20 protein-coding genes are annotated in these 17,533 nt (G+C 36.5%); 18 read left to right on the plus strand and 2 right to left on the minus strand.

The features are described 5' to 3' along the window. The first annotated feature begins 175 nt into the window (after positions 1-175). The 15 genes from T498_RS0106500 (at position 176) to T498_RS0106570 (ending at position 13,660) form a co-directional block, all read left to right on the plus strand. Positions 176-1,471, plus strand: coding sequence for an IS30 family transposase (locus T498_RS0106500; protein ID WP_028235081.1), 1,296 nt, complete (start codon positions 176-178; stop codon positions 1,469-1,471). A gap of 454 nt (positions 1,472-1,925) precedes the next feature. Further along, entirely contained in the window at positions 1,926-2,162 is a 237-nt protein-coding gene (locus T498_RS0106505; RefSeq protein WP_028235209.1) for a helix-turn-helix domain-containing protein, read from the plus strand. After that, positions 2,137-3,060 (plus strand): restriction endonuclease, encoded by a 924-nt coding sequence (locus T498_RS0106510; RefSeq protein WP_051524644.1) that lies wholly within the window; start codon positions 2,137-2,139, stop codon positions 3,058-3,060. The genes T498_RS0106505 and T498_RS0106510 overlap by 26 nt, the downstream gene beginning before the upstream one ends. A 30-nt stretch (positions 3,061-3,090) precedes the next feature. Then, positions 3,091-4,449 carry a DNA cytosine methyltransferase gene (locus T498_RS15140; RefSeq protein WP_051524645.1) on the plus strand — a complete coding sequence of 453 codons (1,359 nt, stop codon included), beginning with the start codon at positions 3,091-3,093 and terminating at the stop codon, positions 4,447-4,449. Positions 4,450-4,508: 59 nt separating this feature from the next. Further along, positions 4,509-4,967 (plus strand): 8-oxo-dGTP diphosphatase, encoded by a 459-nt coding sequence (locus tag T498_RS0106520; protein WP_028235211.1) that lies wholly within the window; start codon positions 4,509-4,511, stop codon positions 4,965-4,967. A gap of 51 nt (positions 4,968-5,018) precedes the next feature. Next, positions 5,019-6,041: a cyclic GMP-AMP synthase DncV-like nucleotidyltransferase gene (locus tag T498_RS0106525; protein ID WP_028235212.1), complete on the plus strand. Its 1,023-nt coding sequence runs from the start codon at positions 5,019-5,021 to the stop codon at positions 6,039-6,041. Beyond that, positions 6,034-7,719 carry a ThiF family adenylyltransferase gene (locus T498_RS0106530; RefSeq protein WP_028235213.1) on the plus strand — a complete coding sequence of 562 codons (1,686 nt, stop codon included), beginning with the start codon at positions 6,034-6,036 and terminating at the stop codon, positions 7,717-7,719. Before T498_RS0106525 ends, T498_RS0106530 begins: the two co-directional genes overlap by 8 nt. Beyond that, positions 7,697-8,254, plus strand: coding sequence for a Mov34/MPN/PAD-1 family protein (locus T498_RS0106535; protein ID WP_028235214.1), 558 nt, complete (start codon positions 7,697-7,699; stop codon positions 8,252-8,254). Before T498_RS0106530 ends, T498_RS0106535 begins: the two co-directional genes overlap by 23 nt. Continuing rightward, entirely contained in the window at positions 8,223-9,050 is an 828-nt protein-coding gene (locus tag T498_RS0106540) for a hypothetical protein (RefSeq protein ID WP_028235215.1), read from the plus strand. The genes T498_RS0106535 and T498_RS0106540 overlap by 32 nt, the downstream gene beginning before the upstream one ends. A gap of 261 nt (positions 9,051-9,311) precedes the next feature. Then, positions 9,312-9,914, plus strand: coding sequence for a transcriptional repressor LexA (lexA, locus tag T498_RS0106545; RefSeq protein WP_028235216.1), 603 nt, complete (start codon positions 9,312-9,314; stop codon positions 9,912-9,914). A 173-nt stretch (positions 9,915-10,087) separates the two neighbouring features. Next, positions 10,088-10,336, plus strand: coding sequence for a hypothetical protein (locus T498_RS17000; RefSeq protein ID WP_022518945.1), 249 nt, complete (start codon positions 10,088-10,090; stop codon positions 10,334-10,336). Between the two features lie 322 nt (positions 10,337-10,658). Beyond that, positions 10,659-11,018, plus strand: a complete 360-nt coding sequence (locus T498_RS0106555) for a helix-turn-helix domain-containing protein (protein ID WP_036978009.1) — start codon at positions 10,659-10,661, stop codon at positions 11,016-11,018. Between the two features lie 138 nt (positions 11,019-11,156). Next, positions 11,157-11,717, plus strand: coding sequence for a hypothetical protein (locus T498_RS0106560; protein WP_026508797.1), 561 nt, complete (start codon positions 11,157-11,159; stop codon positions 11,715-11,717). Positions 11,718-11,728: 11 nt separating this feature from the next. Beyond that, positions 11,729-11,887 (plus strand): hypothetical protein, encoded by a 159-nt coding sequence (locus tag T498_RS16720; RefSeq protein WP_155951029.1) that lies wholly within the window; start codon positions 11,729-11,731, stop codon positions 11,885-11,887. Positions 11,888-11,965: 78 nt separating this feature from the next. Then, complete coding sequence (locus T498_RS0106570) at positions 11,966-13,660, plus strand: recombinase family protein (protein ID WP_028235218.1); 1,695 nt, start codon at positions 11,966-11,968, stop codon at positions 13,658-13,660. 628 nt (positions 13,661-14,288) lie between these two features. Here the strand turns inward: T498_RS0106570 and T498_RS0106575 are convergent. Continuing rightward, positions 14,289-15,089 carry a hypothetical protein gene (locus tag T498_RS0106575; RefSeq protein ID WP_028235219.1) on the minus strand — a complete coding sequence of 267 codons (801 nt, stop codon included), beginning with the start codon at positions 15,087-15,089 and terminating at the stop codon, positions 14,289-14,291. 251 nt (positions 15,090-15,340) lie between these two features. Beyond that, positions 15,341-15,664, minus strand: a complete 324-nt coding sequence (locus T498_RS0106580; RefSeq protein WP_028235220.1) for a TipAS antibiotic-recognition domain-containing protein — start codon at positions 15,662-15,664, stop codon at positions 15,341-15,343. A 153-nt stretch (positions 15,665-15,817) separates the two neighbouring features. Here T498_RS0106580 and T498_RS0106585 point away from each other — a divergent pair, with 153 nt between their 5' ends. The 3 genes from T498_RS0106585 to T498_RS0106595 all read left to right on the plus strand — a co-directional run bounded on the left by T498_RS0106585 (position 15,818) and on the right by T498_RS0106595 (position 17,515). Further along, positions 15,818-16,072, plus strand: coding sequence for a PF20097 family protein (locus T498_RS0106585; protein WP_028235221.1), 255 nt, complete (start codon positions 15,818-15,820; stop codon positions 16,070-16,072). 21 nt (positions 16,073-16,093) lie between these two features. Then, the gene (locus T498_RS15145; RefSeq protein ID WP_036978011.1) at positions 16,094-16,360 is read left to right on the plus strand and encodes a hypothetical protein; all 267 of its coding nucleotides are present in this window, start codon (positions 16,094-16,096) and stop codon (positions 16,358-16,360) included. Between the two features lie 177 nt (positions 16,361-16,537). Then, positions 16,538-17,515, plus strand: coding sequence for a diaminopimelate dehydrogenase (locus tag T498_RS0106595; RefSeq protein WP_028235222.1), 978 nt, complete (start codon positions 16,538-16,540; stop codon positions 17,513-17,515). Positions 17,516-17,533 lie beyond the last annotated feature (18 nt).

The following is a 17,533-nucleotide window of genomic DNA, read 5'->3' on the forward strand; positions in this document are numbered from 1 at the left end:
CCTCAATTGTAATCCGAGATTCCATACCTCTTACCCCGGATGATTCCCAAAACTATATATTTTGAGATGCAAGAGGGAGGTATGGATTCTCTCTTACAAATATTTGAGACTGACTGGAAGGTTGGTCTCTTTTTTGTTATTCTTTGATTTCTGGCGGCTAGAAAGGAGTCACCATATGTCAAAGTTTTTATCATATGAAGATCGTTTAATAATTGCTCAGATGCTTAAGGACAATGCATCTTTTGGGGCGATTGGTAAGCAATTAGGTAAAGACCGCACCACAATAGCAAAGGAAATAAAAAAGTACTCCTATGACAAGAAAAGTGGCAGACCAGGATATCCATATAACCCTTGTAAGCATAGGTCTACTTGTAAAACCAAAGATTTATGTGGTAATGATTGTACTCATAAATCTGCATATAAATGTAGTTTATGCTCCGAATGCACACTACATTGCCCAGATTTTAAAGAAGATATTTGCTCCATTAAGAGTAAACCACCCTATGTGTGTAATGGATGCTCGGAACTGGATAAATGCACTTTGATGAAGCGATTATATGACCCAGCTGATGCGCATGAAAGAGCATATGCAATTATCTCAGAATCTAGGACAGGTATCCTGTCTAATGAAGATGATATAGCTCGAATAAATGAAATAATTAGCCCGTTGGTTAAAAATGGCCAATCACTGCACCAAATCTATCTAAATAATGTTGATGACTTGATGTGTAGTGAAAAAACTCTATACAACTATGTAGACGCACAGCTTTTTGATGTTAGAAACATTGATTTGCCAAGGAAGGTAAAATATCGTCCCAGATATAAAAAAGCTGAATTTAAGGTTGATAGAGGTTGTAGGATAGGACGTAATTATCAGGATTATCTAAAATATATGTCTGAACACCCTGAGGCAACAACAGTACAATTAGATACTGTTATTGGAAGGGTTGGTGGCAAATGTTTATTAACACTTCATTTTGTAGAGAGCAGTTTAATGCTTGCATTTCTAAGAGATGCTAATACATCAGGTTCGGTGATAAGAATAATAAATGCCATTGATAAAGTGTTGGGAAAAGCTACATTTAATCAACTTTTTCCTGTCATACTCACAGACAATGGAAGCGAATTCTCTAATCCAAAGGAGATTGAATATAGAAAAAGTATCCCTTGTCTTAGAACTAGAGTGTTTTATTGTGACCCAAGTGCCCCTTACCAAAAAGGTTCATGTGAGGTTAATCATGAATTGATAAGAAGAATTCTACCAAAGGGTACAAGCTTTGATGAACTAACCCAGGAAGATATTTTTTTGATGATGAATCATATCAACTCTTATAAAAGAAAAAAGCTGAACGACCGTAGCCCATACGAAGTGTTCAGCTTTTATTATGGAGAAGATTTGCTAAAGAAACTAGGATGTTCACCGGTTGCCGCCGAGAACATAATCTTAAAGCCAAAACTTCTCAAAAAGTAACAGTTTAATTTATGTACAGGCCGTCAGAAGTAAAACTAAATCTGCTGAACCAGGGATGGATTCTCCGAATACAAAAAGTTTCGAGCGAGAATTGATCTCTTGTTTTTGTACATAAAATCTGCTGAACGAATTATAACATGGACAAATATAAAATAAAAAGCTGGAATCTCGTTTACAAAATGGGATTTTCATTTACAAAGTGGGAATCTCATTTACAAAACTAGATTTTCACTTACAAAACGGGAGTCTTGTATTACAAACGGGACTCTCGGACTACTATTAACCGAGATAAAATGTTACCATTATTAAAAATCATGATATAGTGAATTTTATAGACGAATTAGTTATTTTATATTGAACAAACGATAAATTTGTAGTACACTTTCTATTGGGCGAGATGAAGAGACTCGACCACTACATATTGTATTGGGAGATAGCGCAAGGAAGGTGGATAATGAAAGTAAACTACGATGGTTTATGGAAAAAACTAATCGATAATAAGATGAAAAAGAAAGATCTTGTTGAGAATGTAGGAATAAGCTCCAATATCGTTGCGCGTATGGGTAAAGAAGAACCTGTATCGCTTGAAACAATTGCGAAGCTTTGCGATTATTTTTCGTGTAGTATTGATGAATTGATTATTCTTGAGGGAGGAGAAGATAATAATGGAAGAATTGAACAAGAATATTAAAATTAATGAGGCAGATCCGATTCATGCACATACAAAAGCGTCAGAAGTATATGTAGAAGCTGAATTTGACTATCCAGAAGAAAAATGGGATGGGTGGTTGCCTATAGAGTATAGAAGAACAGGTGTAAGTATTGATTATAAGGATAAGCCAGCTCTCTTTAGCTACATGAACAAAGTATATGACTTGATGAATCCTAATCATCTGGAAAAATGGAATAAGGATCAAGATGATTTTTGGAGCGGGAAAAATGCACAGGTCACACAGGATATTTTTGATTCACTTAGGGATGGAGAATGGAAGTGTGTAAATTGTGAGCTACCATCAAATCCAAATTTTGCAAGAAGAATACAAGATCTTAAAGAGTTTGGTTATACTATCTCGACAAACACAAAAATGTATTGCCCAAATTGCGGTAAAAATACGACTCATTTGATGTTACTTCATATTCCAAGAGTTGAATTAGCTGGAAATGGATATGAAACATGGTCTCCTGCATTGCGAAAAAGAATTATAAGGGTTTTAGGCGGAATAGATGTCTATGAGAATGTTCAGAGTAGAAATGTTTTGCCTGATCACAAGTTTTCGGAAATTAGATGGGACGATGATACTAAATCAGAGAATCCTGACGAAATGTCAGATGAAGAAATCAGAAGTAAGTTTCAGCTTTTAACAAATCAAAGAAATCAGCAAAAAAGAGAAGTGTGCCGCACTTGTTTTCAAACTGGTAAAAGAGGAACAATTTTCGGGATCGATTATTTTTACAAAGGTGGTCCAGATTGGGATGAAAGCATTCCTAAAAAAGGTAAGGATGCGGAAAAAGGATGTGAAGGTTGTCCTTGGTATGATATTCAGGAATGGAGAAATCGCCTGAATGCTAAAACCGAAAATGACGAATAATGCTATACGATAATAAGGAGTGATAAAGTGATGATTAAAACGATAGGAAGTGTATGTTCTGGAATAGAGGCAGCTTCTGTTGCATGGGAACCAATGGGATATAAATTTGAATGGTTTTCTGAAATTGCGGATTTTCCTTCATATGTTTTAAAGGAAAAATATGAGGATATTCCTAACTTGGGTGATATGACAGACATCCCTGAAAAGATTTTAAACGGTGAAGTCTCTGCTCCTGATTTGATATGCGGAGGAACTCCTTGTCAGGCTTTTTCTTTTGCTGGCTTTCAGAATGGCTTGAACGACGATAGAGGTAACTTGACACTAAAATATGTTGATATTATAGATGCGAATGATAAAGTTCGCGAGAGTCAGGGGAAGAATCGTACGATTGTTTTTTGGGAAAATGTTGAAGGCGTTTTGTCTGATAAAACGAATGCTTTTGGATGTTTAATCTCGTATTTGGCAGGATTAGAAAATCCTATTGAAGAAAAGAAATGGCCAAGGGCAGGATTAGTACGTGGACCGAAAAGAAATGTTGCTTGGAGAGTAATAGATGCAAAATTCTTCGGACTTCCTCAGCAGAGAAAGAGATTATATGTTTTGGCTGGTGGTAAGGACTTTGCTCCAGAGAATGTCTTGTTTGAAAATCACAACTCTGAGTTTAAAGATGGAATTGATTATTTCCCAGAACAAGAATTGGTGTTTGAAAAGGATGGACACCATTATGAGGTGTTTAGGGCTTATACAGATTGTCTCTATGCTGCGTACGGAACAAAATGGAATGGTAATGCAGCTGCATTGAATGGTTCACTGTTTGTTGTCCAAGACAATAGAATTAGAAGGTTATCACCAGTTGAATGTGAGCGATTAATGGGATTTCCTGCTGATTATACAGATTTAGAAGGTGCTAAGAGAACGACTAGATATACTGCGATTGGAAACTCTTGGGCTGTTCCGGTAGTAGAATGGTTGGGAGGCAGATTTGAAAAGGGATTTGATAATCCAAAGAATTTTGATGATGGTCAAATCAATCTTATTGAAAAAGATTATGACTATTACAATTTAGGTAAAGAGATTATTTCCACTAATGATGGTGTGATTAATTGTTCTGTACGTCCAGAAAACTGTCAATATGGAAGCATGAAAGATATTGTTTCTGCTGATGCTCCTGAAGAAATATATATTTCTCCTGTAGCTTGCCAAGGAATCATTAGACGAGCTGAGTCAAGAAACAGTAAGATAAATTTACGACTTAAAGAAGTTTTGCAATCTATATCATCTACTATGAGTATAGAGGAAATTGAGAAGCGATCATTAAGACAACCTCGTGGAGCTAATAGTGGTATGGCTAAATTAACGAGATTGAATAAAATGGCAGTAAATGAGTAAGTAATAAGCCAACGCATTCAATTGCGTTGGCTTATTTAAGAGATTAAGGAAGTGGAAGCATGACTAGAACAACAGAAATTGAACTCACAAATATGTGTTTAATATATAAGGACGATAAAATTCTTGTGCAAGAAAAAAAGGGGACAAGACACCCTGGTGGTTTAGTTTTTCCAGGGGGACATATAGAGGCTGATGAGTCTTTGACCGATTCTGTAATAAGAGAAATGAAAGAAGAAACTGGCTTGACAATCAAAAATCCAATTCCATGTGGGTTTAAGGATTGGATTCAAGAAGATGGTACTCGTTACATAGTTCTTTTGTATAAAACTAATGAGTTTGTTGGAAGTTTGAAAGATTCGGATGAAGGAAAAGTGTTTTGGTTAGATAGAAATGAAGTCAATGATGCTAATCTGATTTGGAATATGAGGGAATTACTTGAAATATTTGATGGTGACCAGTATAGTGAATTCTTTTTTAGGGTTGAGGAAGGTAAGTATTCAGGACAATTATTAGGTTAAGCAAAGACGAAATTGATTTATTAGAAATGTATTAGGAGGTTAAGTGAAAAAATGAAATTGAAAAAAGAATTTTCTGATTTTCATAAAGAAATTCGTATAAGTAGTGAGGCGGATAATCTTAGAGAAAAGCGCGAAATATTAGAAGATGAAATAAAAACTAAGTTACCAGGCAAATTAAAGGATCATGGAATTACAGTAAATAAGAGCGATATTCGTATGTTTATTCAAGGTAGTTATAAGTACAATACTACTATTGTTTCAGACGTGGTAGATATGGATGTAGCTGTTATGATTCCATTGAATATTGATGAAAACCCTGATCCAAGAAAAATTAAGAGGTATTTAAAAGAGTCAATTGACATTTCAAAGAGATCGGTGGATATTAAAGAACCATGTGTAAGAGCTTCATATTATGAAAATGGTGAAGAGTGGATGCACATAGATCTTCCATTATATGCAGATGATGATGGAGATATTTACTTGGCTCGAGGTAAGGATACAGGTATATACAAATGGGAAGAAGCAGATCCTGATGGCTTAAATGAAAACTTATGTAACAAGATTAACGGTAATGACCAGTTAAGAAGAATAATCTGTTTTGTTAAAAAGTGGAGAAATGAAATATACAGTAATTCTAAGTTGGATCATGAGGTTCCGCCAAGTATAGGATTAACATATTTGGTATGTGATAATTTTGTGGAATGTACATCTGATGATGGTGACGATGATTTACTTGCGCTTAAGAAAACTATGGAATCAATTAAGAATTCCTTTACGAATGTATATTATGATGCATCAGGAGCAGTTATAAGTGCGGATATTTCGAAAAGATTGCCTGTTAAACCATATACAGATATTTTTTCGAAAATGAGAGAAAGTAGTAAAACGTATATGGTTACGTTTTATAAGAGATTATGTGTTGCAGTGGACAATCTAACAAATGCAGTAAATGTAGAATCAGAACACGATGCTGCAAAATATGTTCAAAAAGTTCTAGGTGAACAGTTTGTAGTTCCGGAAAAGAAAGCTATGTCTGCATCTACAAATACAAAGAAGGAGCATAATTTTGGATGAATTATTAACTGCTATACATATATTAGAGGCGTATGATGAAATATCATGTATTCAACAATCTGAAAACAAGCTTAAGTATATAACCTTTTCTATAAGAAAACATGATTTTTTAATGCTATGTCCGGAAGAAAGCGTTCCATCTTCACGAGTGACTATATTTGCAGTGAATGATACTTGTGATGCTTACCCACACATCATGACGGAAGGGTTTGACATAGGAAAGGATAAATCACTTCCGGAGGGAAATTATAAAGCGCTATGTCTGTATGAGTCTGGAAGCGTGATAATGTCACTCTTTACGTTCGAAGAAAAAATAGTAGATGCAATTGAAAGATTGTTAGAGTTAGTTAATCTTTCAAAGCTGCAGATAGAAAAGGAACTACAGAAGGAGTTTCTATATTATTGGGACGATGTTGCTGAAGAGGGAAAAATAGATATTTATTTAGGTGATGATTCAAAGGCAAAAAAATTGAATGTCTATTTAGGTAAAGACGAAATGAGATGTGTAGCACATGGAATTAGTCTTAATGATAAAGAAAAGAAAGATGGAGATAACTGTTATTGGAAACATCGTGCTGATATTTGTGCCTATTACATACCTCTTATAGATAATAGAGGTATTATTCCTCCGACAAAGAAAACAGGATGGGGAAAAAATGACATCTTGAATGTTTTATATGGTAAGCAAATTAGTCATATATCACGGGAATCATTTGAATTTATATCATCTGAGCAGATAAAAGCGCGTTCTATGATCTTATCATTTGGAATGTTGATTAATGATGTTAGAAAAGTGTTTACAATGGTAGTGTCATTTAATAATGCTACTAAAAATAGTGTAATCGCTAAAATACAGAATGATATTACTGAAGTAAGAATTATCAAGTCCAAGCGACAAGATTATTATGCGTTAAGTAAAGCTATTGGAAATAGAATTGATTTAATGGATAAAAAAGTTCTCATCGTTGGAGCAGGCTCATTAGGTAGTTATGCGGCAGCCGAAATGGTAAAAAATGGATTTCGCAACATTACGGTCTATGATGGAGATCAGCTTGAACCAGATAACGTGATGAGATGGGCTTATGGTGGATTTGGACAAGGATTAGAAAAACCTTATTCATTAAGAATATTCTTGGAGTATTTACATCCAGAAATACATATAAGGGCAATTGGAAAAGATTTAGATAGAGATGCTTTGCTTAGTGAGATAAAAAGCCAAGATATTATAATATTCACAATTGGTAGTAGTGATAAACAATTGTATTTTAATAATCTGTTGAAGGATAATAATTGTTCAATTCCTGTAATTTATGCTTGGATTGAAGCTGGAGGTAATTATAGTCATCTTCTAAAAGTAGAATACAATAAAAAAGGATGTTTTCAGTGCTTGTACACAGATGAAAAAGGAGCTCTTATAAATAATAAAGCAAATCGATTAGAAGAAGATGCACATAACAGATTGATTATTAGAAATGGTTGTGGTGGAACTAGGGCTCCTTATGGGACTGCAGTGTTGCTGAGAACAGTCGCTGCGATGTTATATTGTGTTGAGAAGATATTTGATGTAGATGATGAAGATAATTATCTACTGACTGTGACGAAAGAAGAAGGATACCAAAAAAATTATAAATTTTACGAAGGGATGTGTAACTGTTGTGGAAATCACTCAACAGAATAGTTGTGTAAAATACATATTGCCGGATGGTAGATTTTTGGATGTACTAACCGATGTTTTTGATGAAATGTATAAGTGGTTGCAGAATGAAGTGAATAGCCCAGAAAGTGGAGGTTATATAGTAGGATATCAGCATGATATTACAAAAAATGTCTCATTGGAGAAAATATCTCATCCATTCAGTGGGGATTATTGCAATAGAATTCATTTTACGATTAAAGATCCGCGGCATAATAGCTTTTTGCTGAAAGAAAAAGTGAAAAAGAGCTATTATATGGGAGTATGGCATACCCATCCACAGGATGTACCTATACCATCTTCGATAGATTGGGAGGACTGGAGAAGTTCTATAGAAAACGAAACTAGTGGATGCGGTTATATACTATTCATAATTGCTGGAAGAAAACAAGTTAGAATTTGGGCAGGAGATACGTGCACTAAGGTAATAACTGAATTGCATGAATGTCAAAAAGTCGATGGCATATATGTAAAAGGGGGAACAACAGATGAAGCGATTACTAAAAATAATAGAGGATAATGGTATACAGATTATTGAAATAATAATTTTGATATTTGTGCTAATAATCCCTAATATTTGTAATATAAAAGGTATGTTCTCAGACTATCTAAAGGCAAATATAATAGAGCCAGATAACGTCTTTTATATTCTGCTTTTAAGTAGTAGTAATGTTGTAATAGGAATAGTTTTATGTGTTATTGTGCTTCGTATATTTAGAAAATATAATCATGATAGTGTGATGATGAACAGAGTAAATACATATCATTCCTATCACTATTGGTGGTTCTGGTTTTCGGCTAAAGTGCTGAACATAAGAAAGTGTAATTTGAAAAAAGTTCCGCAGTATATGCAAATTAAAATAGTTGTTAATGAATTATTTGATGATTTTCCAATTGATGATAACGATTACCCTGAAGATAAAGCAGAAGTAAAAATAGAAAGAAAAAACTTCAAGAATGGAAATATTCCTAAAGAGATAAATTTTGTAATCGAAGATACATATCCTATAGAATACCGCCAGCTTCCACGCCTGAAAGCTAGTTTGCCTACCATTAGGGTGTACAGAGAGCGGGGGAATGATTTGAGTAGGCATTACAGTCCAGAGTTAATACAAACGGTGTCATCAGAATTAAGGCAACTTCCAGAGGGTATAACGGTTAATATATTTGCTACGTTGAATCCGAAGAATATGTTGTATATTGCAAGAAATGCATTAGCGATGGCAGAAAGAGGAAATGTAAAACATTTATATGTATTTCAACAAAAGAGTATTGATGGCCGCCACTTCAATGATAATGGAAAGAAGATTTACTAATTTCAGCATCAAAGACTCCTCTAATTATATAATTTAGGATATTTACGAATATAAAGAATAAAACTGCGAATTTGCCTGTCCCTAAATTGGGACAGGCTTTTTGTTACAATAGGTATCATAAAAGGGGGAGTGCACGATTTTCGCGGCTGTCAGAAATTTTCGATATTTTGTAGATTATTGTTGCAAACAAGTGTTTGTGGTGATATACTTTCAAATAGGAAGTAACGAAAGCAGATTGCTTCCTTTAGAAAGGAGCGGCGTATGAGACATAAATCTACAGAGCTTATGGGTACTATTAAGGCATTTGTAGAGGAATACTACAAGAATTATCGCCACTCACCGTCTACAACAGAGATTGCCAATGCGGTCGGTATTGCCAGAGGAACTGCATATAAGTATCTGTTAGCCATGAGTGACAATGGCATGATCAGATATGATGGCCAGCATATTTCTACTGCGCAGACCGAGAAGGTTCAGACAGAGTTTACAAGCGTAGCACTTCTTGGTGCTGTTTCCTGCGGCGTTCCCACACTGGAGGAAGAGTACGCTGAAAGTTATGTGTCATTGCCTGTTTCTATGTTTGGCAACGGAACTTTTTTCCTACTTAGGGCGAAGGGCGAGTCCATGATTGATGCTGGAATCTCTCCCGGAGATCTGGTACTTGTCAGAAAGCAATCAGAAGCCAGGGATGGCGATATTGTTGTTGCACTTGTAGGGAATGAGAACACGCTGAAGCGCTATTTTGTAGACAAAGAGAATCAGAAGATCAGACTTCATCCTGAGAATAAGACTATGAAGGACATCATTGTTTCAGACTGTGAGATTCAGGGTGTGGCTGTTAAGGTCATTAAAGACCTCGCGTAATGTGTGCTAAACAGTTTTTACAGATCAGACCAGTCGTGCATTGATGATGGCAGTGTTGACTACACTACGGAAAGGCCATTATCGGGAGATTATAGTATGCTCATCATATCGGTTTCTTTCCCTTTTCCGAATGAGAGATATCAAGCTTGAAAGACAAAGGAGGCGTGATGTTGATGAGTTCAGCGGAGGAAAAAATTGGGGAATGCGTGGTTTGCTGCCACAGATGTGGTGGATTTCTTATGGAGTCAGCTAGTACAACTTCGTATATGGTCTGCCCGGAATGCGGTGCTCGCCTTGTTGTGTGCGTGAAGAAAGGCAAGGTATCCGTATTCGATGATAATAGATCCGAGGAGGAGCTTGCTAAGAAGAGGCATGCTCGTTTAACCGGATACGCTGCGAAGCTTAACAAGTTAGGCAAGTAGCAATTAGATTTACAATTAAATATTTATGAGGATGCCAGGGAGATTGCTGGATTGGTCGTCAGTATGGCGTTAAAGGACTTACAAATGAGTGACGTCTGGCATCCAAGAGTTTGTGAAGAGAGTCGTATTTACTACGGATAGATGCAGCCAGAGAGCATAAGACATCTATTCAGATTAAAAAGGGCCTGCAAAACAGAAGCTTACTGGAAGATACGTATATGCGTATCAGCTGGTTTAAGTATTTGTTTTGCAGTGCTCTTTTATTTTTGCGCTCTTTTTTCGGTTCGCTTCTGTTTTGGAAGGCACCGGAAAGGGTGTAGCTATGAAGAAAGTAAACAGAAACAACGGAGTAATTGATGTAACTACAGTTGGTGGAAGAATTAAAAAGTTACGTACAGATGCTGGATTTACCCAGGAGGAGCTTGCTATAGAACTTCATCTTGAGGGGAAGTCTGCTATTTCCAATTATGAGAACAACAGCAGAGGTGTTTCAGCTGAGATGCTTACACAGCTGAGTCGCCTGTTTCATGTATCTGCTGATTACATATTAAACGGTGATTCACCGGATAATCTTGATCCTATTGTTAATGAAGCAATAGAGATTCTGAACAATCTGAAGACGGACAAGGCAAAGAAGTCTGCGCTTGAATTGCTAAGACAGATTCAGATTCTTGAGGGTTAAGGTTCACATTATGTGTACCTTATGTCCACATCCGCGCTAACGAATATAAGGCGCATTCCAATTAGACTTAAACATGTAAGAGTTACGAAGCGGCGCGCAGCCAAGTGACATAAACACAACTGAATATAGGAGGTGTATATGGCCACTATGGTTAATATCTATGAAAGCTACGGTGACAAATCAGCTAGGGAGAGGGCCGAACTGATTTATTCCAATTACTCTTCCTTCCAGGGAATCATCGAGGATTGCAAGATGAGACTGATCTACGAGATTAAGGCAGAGAAGGAAAGAAAGCGTAGCAATCACAAAGATGAACTTGGAGTCCGTATTCAGAATTTGGGTAACTATAGTAATCCTACAGCGGATGAAGCGGTTCTTGATGTAATGCTTGAGGGAGCTATCAAAGGACTGAATTCAGCAGAGGATGCTTTATCAGATCCGGCTCTGGTACAGGAATTCAAGAGAAGAGAGTATGTCATTGTAATGATGGCTGATGAATATGCTTCTTTCAAGAGACACCTGCATGCACTTAGTGTGAAGGAGCAGGAACTTATCATTCCGCTTCTTAAGCAGGAGAAGGATTACTACACACTGGCAGAAGAAGCTGGTGTATCTGTTCCGGTTGTCAGAAGAAAGGCAAGCCGTATTCATTGTGAATTGATTTCCTACATGGAAAATTATTTCATTGAGAAGCTTTAGGAGGGATGGTCATGAAGGAATTAAAAGAGCTTACATTTCCTCCAGAGGCTGAGGAAATGGCTATTAAGTATGCTGCTTTTGACATTATGAAGGAGCTTAACAAAGAAGGAAAGATAACAGACGAAGAACTGCGGTATATCGCGAAAAAGCGTGATTTACCAATTGAGTAATTAGAGTAACCATTATATAATTAAGCTGTATGATGTACTCATAGTACTGACAGCTTAATTGGGAATGCGAGGTGCAATATGGCGCGAAAAGCTGCTATCTACGCCCGTGTTTCTACAGAGCATGAGGCGCAGATTTCTGCACTGGAGAATCAGGTGCAGTACTATGATGAATTATTACAAAGGCATCCTGACTGGGAGCTGGTAGATAGATATATTGATGAGGGTATCACCGGTACGTCTATTCACAAGCGAGAATCTTTTATGAGAATGCTTCAGGATGCAAAAGAAAAGAAATTTGATCTAATTATTACCAGAGAGGTATCTAGGTTTGCGAGAAACACAGTTGATACACTGCAGCAGACCAGAATCCTCAAATCTTACGGCGTGGAGGTGTGGTTCACAGAAGACAATATCTGGACAATGAATGATGAGGACGGAGAGCTTCGTCTATCAATCATGGCAACGCTGGCTCAGAACGAAAGTAAGAAGATTTCACAGAGAGTAAAAGCCGGTCAGATGATTTCATTTAAGAATGGAGTTCTGTATGGCAATGGTAATATCCTTGGCTACGATAGAGTAGGGGATAAGCTTGTTGTAAATAAAGAACAGGCTGAGACCGTGAAGAGAATCTTCGAGCTCTATTTATCCGGCAATGGTGTTCGTAAAATTCAGGACATCATGGAGCAGGAGGGCCGAAAGACTGCAACAGGACTTACCAGATGGCAGTCCGGTAACATTAACAGGGTGCTTAGAAATCCTTTTTATTGCGGACGAATCGTTTATCGTAAGCAATATGTTCCTGATTATCTGGTTCAAAAGAAAATCAATAATTTTGGAGCCGTTGAAAAGGTTTATGTGGAAGGCACTCATGAGAAACTTGTATCACCTGAAGATTTTGATCGGGCTCAGGAGTTAAGAGCAAAACATCGAATCGGAAAGCGTGATAAGAATGGCAGATCTGTTGGTCAGTCACCATGCAAGCATATCTGGGGTAACAAACTTGTTTGTACCTGTGGTCATGCTATGAACAGAAGAATCGCTCACAAGGCAAAAGATGGAAATCTTTCGTATATCTATCAGTGCTATGGACAGTTAAGAACAGGCACACCTGAAAGTAGAAGGAAGAAAGGCCTTGAGGTTGATGGAATCTGTGACAACTCATCGTTTATGGAATGGAAGTTGGAAGTTCAGGCTGATTTCATTTTTAAAAAGCTTTTAAACAATAAGGAAGCTATTTACCGTGAAGCAATGTCAATGTTAAGTGATGTGGCTGAGGTTAAGGCTCCTGAAAGAAATGATAAGGAAAAGCTTGAACGAAACATGAAGCAATTGGATAAGCTGCATAAGCAAATGGCTAATCTTGTTGATATGTGTGCTGACGGAGATATTTCCAGAGAAGTCTTTCGAAGTAAGAAAAAGAAACTTGAAGATCAGATTTCGAACATTGAAAAGATTAATAGTGAGTGTAGACAGCAGATTTTAGAATTGGAAGATAATGAAGCAAAGGATAGACGTATTGAAAGTCTTTCTGAGTTCATTAAGATGACTGCTTATGATTCCAGGGCTAAGATACCTGATACAGTGATTGATAACTTTGTTGATCGAGTGGTGTATGATCACGGGGAATTCATTTGGTATCTAAATCCTGCCTTTGGAAATGAAGCATATAAGCAGACCACTTCCGATTGGAAAAAAAAACAACTGTCGACCGCTTCAAGTGATATAAAAGATACGTCATGTGCCTACACCAGCACAGGCAGCTATCGCAAATAAGTAGGATGCTCACAGTGCCCTAGCTTAGATTGTGAGCTTTGTGTACAGTAATAATTGAATTGTTAGAGCCTGCCCTTGTGGCGGGCTCTTTTTGTGAAGGTATAATCTTGGGCTGATATGGGAGGTAGTTATACCCTTTTATAAATTATGAGGGACTAATATGAAGTCAAAAAGGTATAACTAGCTTAGGAATTTATGGAGGGTTATACCTTATTGTGGGTAATGAGACATTATACTGAAGTCAAAAAGGTATAACCAATGTGAGATTTTGCGGCAGGTTATACCTTATAGTGGGCAATGAGACATTGTATTGAAGTCAAAAAGGTATAACTAGCTTAGGAATTTATGGAGGGTTATACCTTATTGTGGGTAATGAGACATTATACTGAAGTCAAAAAGGTATAACCAATGTGAGATTTTGCGGCAGGTTATACCTTATAGTGGGCAATGAGACATTGTAATGAAGTCAAAGAGGTATAACTAAGAGCAATAATGATAGATGGTTATGACTTCTTGCTGACAGAACAATGAAATTGTCAGCAAGAATCCTGCTTTGCAGGACATGAAAATAGATAACTCTATTTTCATGGTATTTACGATTCCTGAAAAACTGATGTTTTTCAAGAATCTATACCTTTTTGTCCAGCAGGTAAGCTTCAATGGTTCTTTTAATAATATCTTCGGTAAGTGGTGAATTAATAGTTTCAAAGGTACATATCAGATTATGGCCTGGAACATAGCCTTTATTGATATAAATATTAAGTTTGTTCAGTGCATTGAATCGATATTCAGGATTGTCCATCATTCCAAAGTGTTCCCAGATTAATTCAATGTCTTCAGAAGCTTTATATATTGTAAAATCAGGAAAATATATAGTTCCATTAATCTCGAGCCCACATTCATATCTAAATGGAATATTATAATCTGATAATCCACGAACTATAAGCGTCTCTGATTTAGATCTTACGGTAATTCCAGCAGATGTTTTAAATCGAAGTGTTTCCTGGTGTTTGTCATTATGTATATAAGGTTGTGATAGCCATTTCTGTTGTTTTATGTAATTGGGATTTAGCAAGGGTTGAAGAAGATTACTATAGCCTGGAATGTTATAGAGTAGATCTGTTGAAGAGATTTTTGGAGTTCTATCTAATTTTAGTTTAATTGATGCTATCTCATTTTCAATTTCTTGTTTGCGAATCTTGTTATATCGCTTCTTGGCAAGGGCAGTTGCTAATGCAATCTTTTCTTTTTTGATGTAGGTTCTTTTTACAGTTCCATGGTTCTTTTCTATTTGAAAATATTTGAAACCATTTGAAGTTTTCACCGCATTAAGTGACCCATTAGGAGCTTTAGATAGTTCCTTGGTAATTTTAGCTAGCTCAGATTTTAAATCGTCAATTCTTTGCTCTTGTGATGAAGTTTTGTTCATTAATATCCTTTCTAAATTAATAGTAAAATCAGGGAGTTATCGCTCGAATGAGCATTTGAAAAACAACAAAAAATATATAACAAGATTTATGCTTAATCAAGAACCAAATTATGATATATGTGGATTATTTTAATATGGTTTAGGTCATTTATACGAAGATGAAAAAGGACATCAAATTGAAGATAATAGAGGTGGAGAAGAATAGAATATTTATATCAAGAACAGGAGGTACTTTGGTGCCTCCTGCCTGGCTACTTTACATATTCAGCAATTGCGCGGCTGACAAATTCAGCAGTACCATTTCCACCGGCTTTATCGATGTTTGACTTGAATTCGCCTTCTGCAGCGTACATCTTACCAAGACCTGCAAGAATTTCATTGGTGCATTCATAGAAGTTTTTTGTGATGTAGTTTTTGATGTCCTTTACCATAGCTTGAGCTTCGGCAGATTTATAATCAGAATCCTTAAGCTTGCCACAATTCTCAAATAACTTCATGAAATCGCTCCAAAGCTTTTTCTCATCATCCTTAGAGCGGGAAGCTGACTTCTGCTCATATTCAGAAAACGCTTTGATTAGGCAGACAAATCATCTAGAATAAAGATATTGATAAATCTTGCAGTTTATTGGGAATGGTAATGTTACAATTAAAGCGTTCAGATGATTATTCAGTTATTAAAATCTGTTTTCTGAGTATTCCAAAATAAAATGAGCGGAGGAAGACTTGTTATGAATTGTCCTAATTGTGGTAAAGAAATGAGACCGGGAATTGTCAAGGCAAAGACTCTACGAGATACTAAAGTTTTTTGGTATCCTGAGAATTATAAAGATAAATCGATTATTAATGAGAAACCAGTATCTCTTGATGTACAAGCGGAAGGTTACTATTGTGATGAGTGTATGACTGCGTTTGCAAGTTTTAAAAAAAGAGAATACGGATTTTTTGACCGTTTATTTTACAAGATATTTGATGAGGAGTATTAGGGTTAACAATCGGAGGGTGAGATGAAAGATTTGAAAGCAGGAGAATTAAAAATGTCAGTATCTGCTGTTTGCAGGAGCGAGCAGGGGGATAAATATGCCTTTGTTACCTTTCAGGATGGAGTTAGATCAGCGGAAGGAAAAATCCCTGAATGCAAAATTATGAAAAATGATGGATTTGCAGAAATCGAAGTGCAGCAGTTGGAACTATATCTAAAAGAGAATCTTGCTGATCTAAAAAAGATGGCTGCTTCTATTGATATATTTTCTGCTTTTAAAGGAGATCATTGAAACAGTGACGAATGAGGAACTGTTTCTAGTGATAACTAATATATAATGCTAAGAATGTAAAGGTTTTTGTGGGCTTTTTCCTTAAGTAGCCCACAAAAAGTCAAAGTATATTGACTTTCTTAATGGCGCAAAATTTGATATTATTAGTGCAAAATTCGATTTTATAGGAGGATAACCATGATAAAGGTAGGTATTTTAGGATATGGAAACTTGGGAAAAGGAGCAGAAGCTGCCGTTTCTCTTAGCGAGGATATGGAGCTTGTTGCAATCTATACTAGAAGAGACCCTAAGTCAGTTTCAGTAAAAACAAATACACCAGTTAGATCTACAGCAGACTTGGATACTGGTAAGGAAGATATAGATGTTCTTATTATTTGCGGAGGTAGCGCTACAGATTTACCAGAGATGACACCAAAGTACGCAGCTCTTTACAACGTAATTGATTCATTTGATACACATGCTAGAATTCCAGAGCATTTTGCAAATGTTGAAAAGGCAGCAAAGTCAGCTGGTAAGCTTGGCCTTATTTCTTGTGGCTGGGATCCAGGAATGTTCTCTCTTAACAGACTTTATGCAACATCTATCTTACCAAAGGGAGAGGCTTACACATTCTGGGGCAAGGGCGTTAGCCAGGGACACTCAGATGCTATTAGACGCATTGATGGTGTAGTTGATGCTAGACAATACACTATTCCAGTTCCAGAGGCACTTGAGAGAGTTAGAAGTGGAGAGAATCCTACTCTTACAACTCGCGAGAAGCATACAAGAGAGTGCTTTGTTGTAGTAGAAGATGGAGCAGATAAGGCCCGTATCGAAAAAGAGATTAAAGAAATGCCAAACTATTTTTCTGATTACGATACAACAGTTAACTTTATTTCTGCAGAAGAGCTTAAGAAGAATCATAGCGGCTTGCCACATGGAGGAAGTGTTATTTACACAGGCGAAACAGGCTTCGATGGCAACAAGCACGTTATCGAGTACAGCTTGAATCTTGATTCTAATCCTGAATTTACAGGAGCTGTTTTAACAGCATATGCTAGAGCAATTTATCGTCTTAATGCAGAAGGTGCTACAGGAGCAAAGACAGTATTTGATATTGCACCAGCTTACCTTTCGCCAATCTCAGCTGATGAATTACGTGCACACTTTTTATAAAATTTCTGTTATAATGAC

Origin of the sequence: Pseudobutyrivibrio sp. MD2005 (assembly GCF_000621865.1) — a bacterium.
Taxonomy (GTDB): domain Bacteria; phylum Bacillota; class Clostridia; order Lachnospirales; family Lachnospiraceae; genus Pseudobutyrivibrio.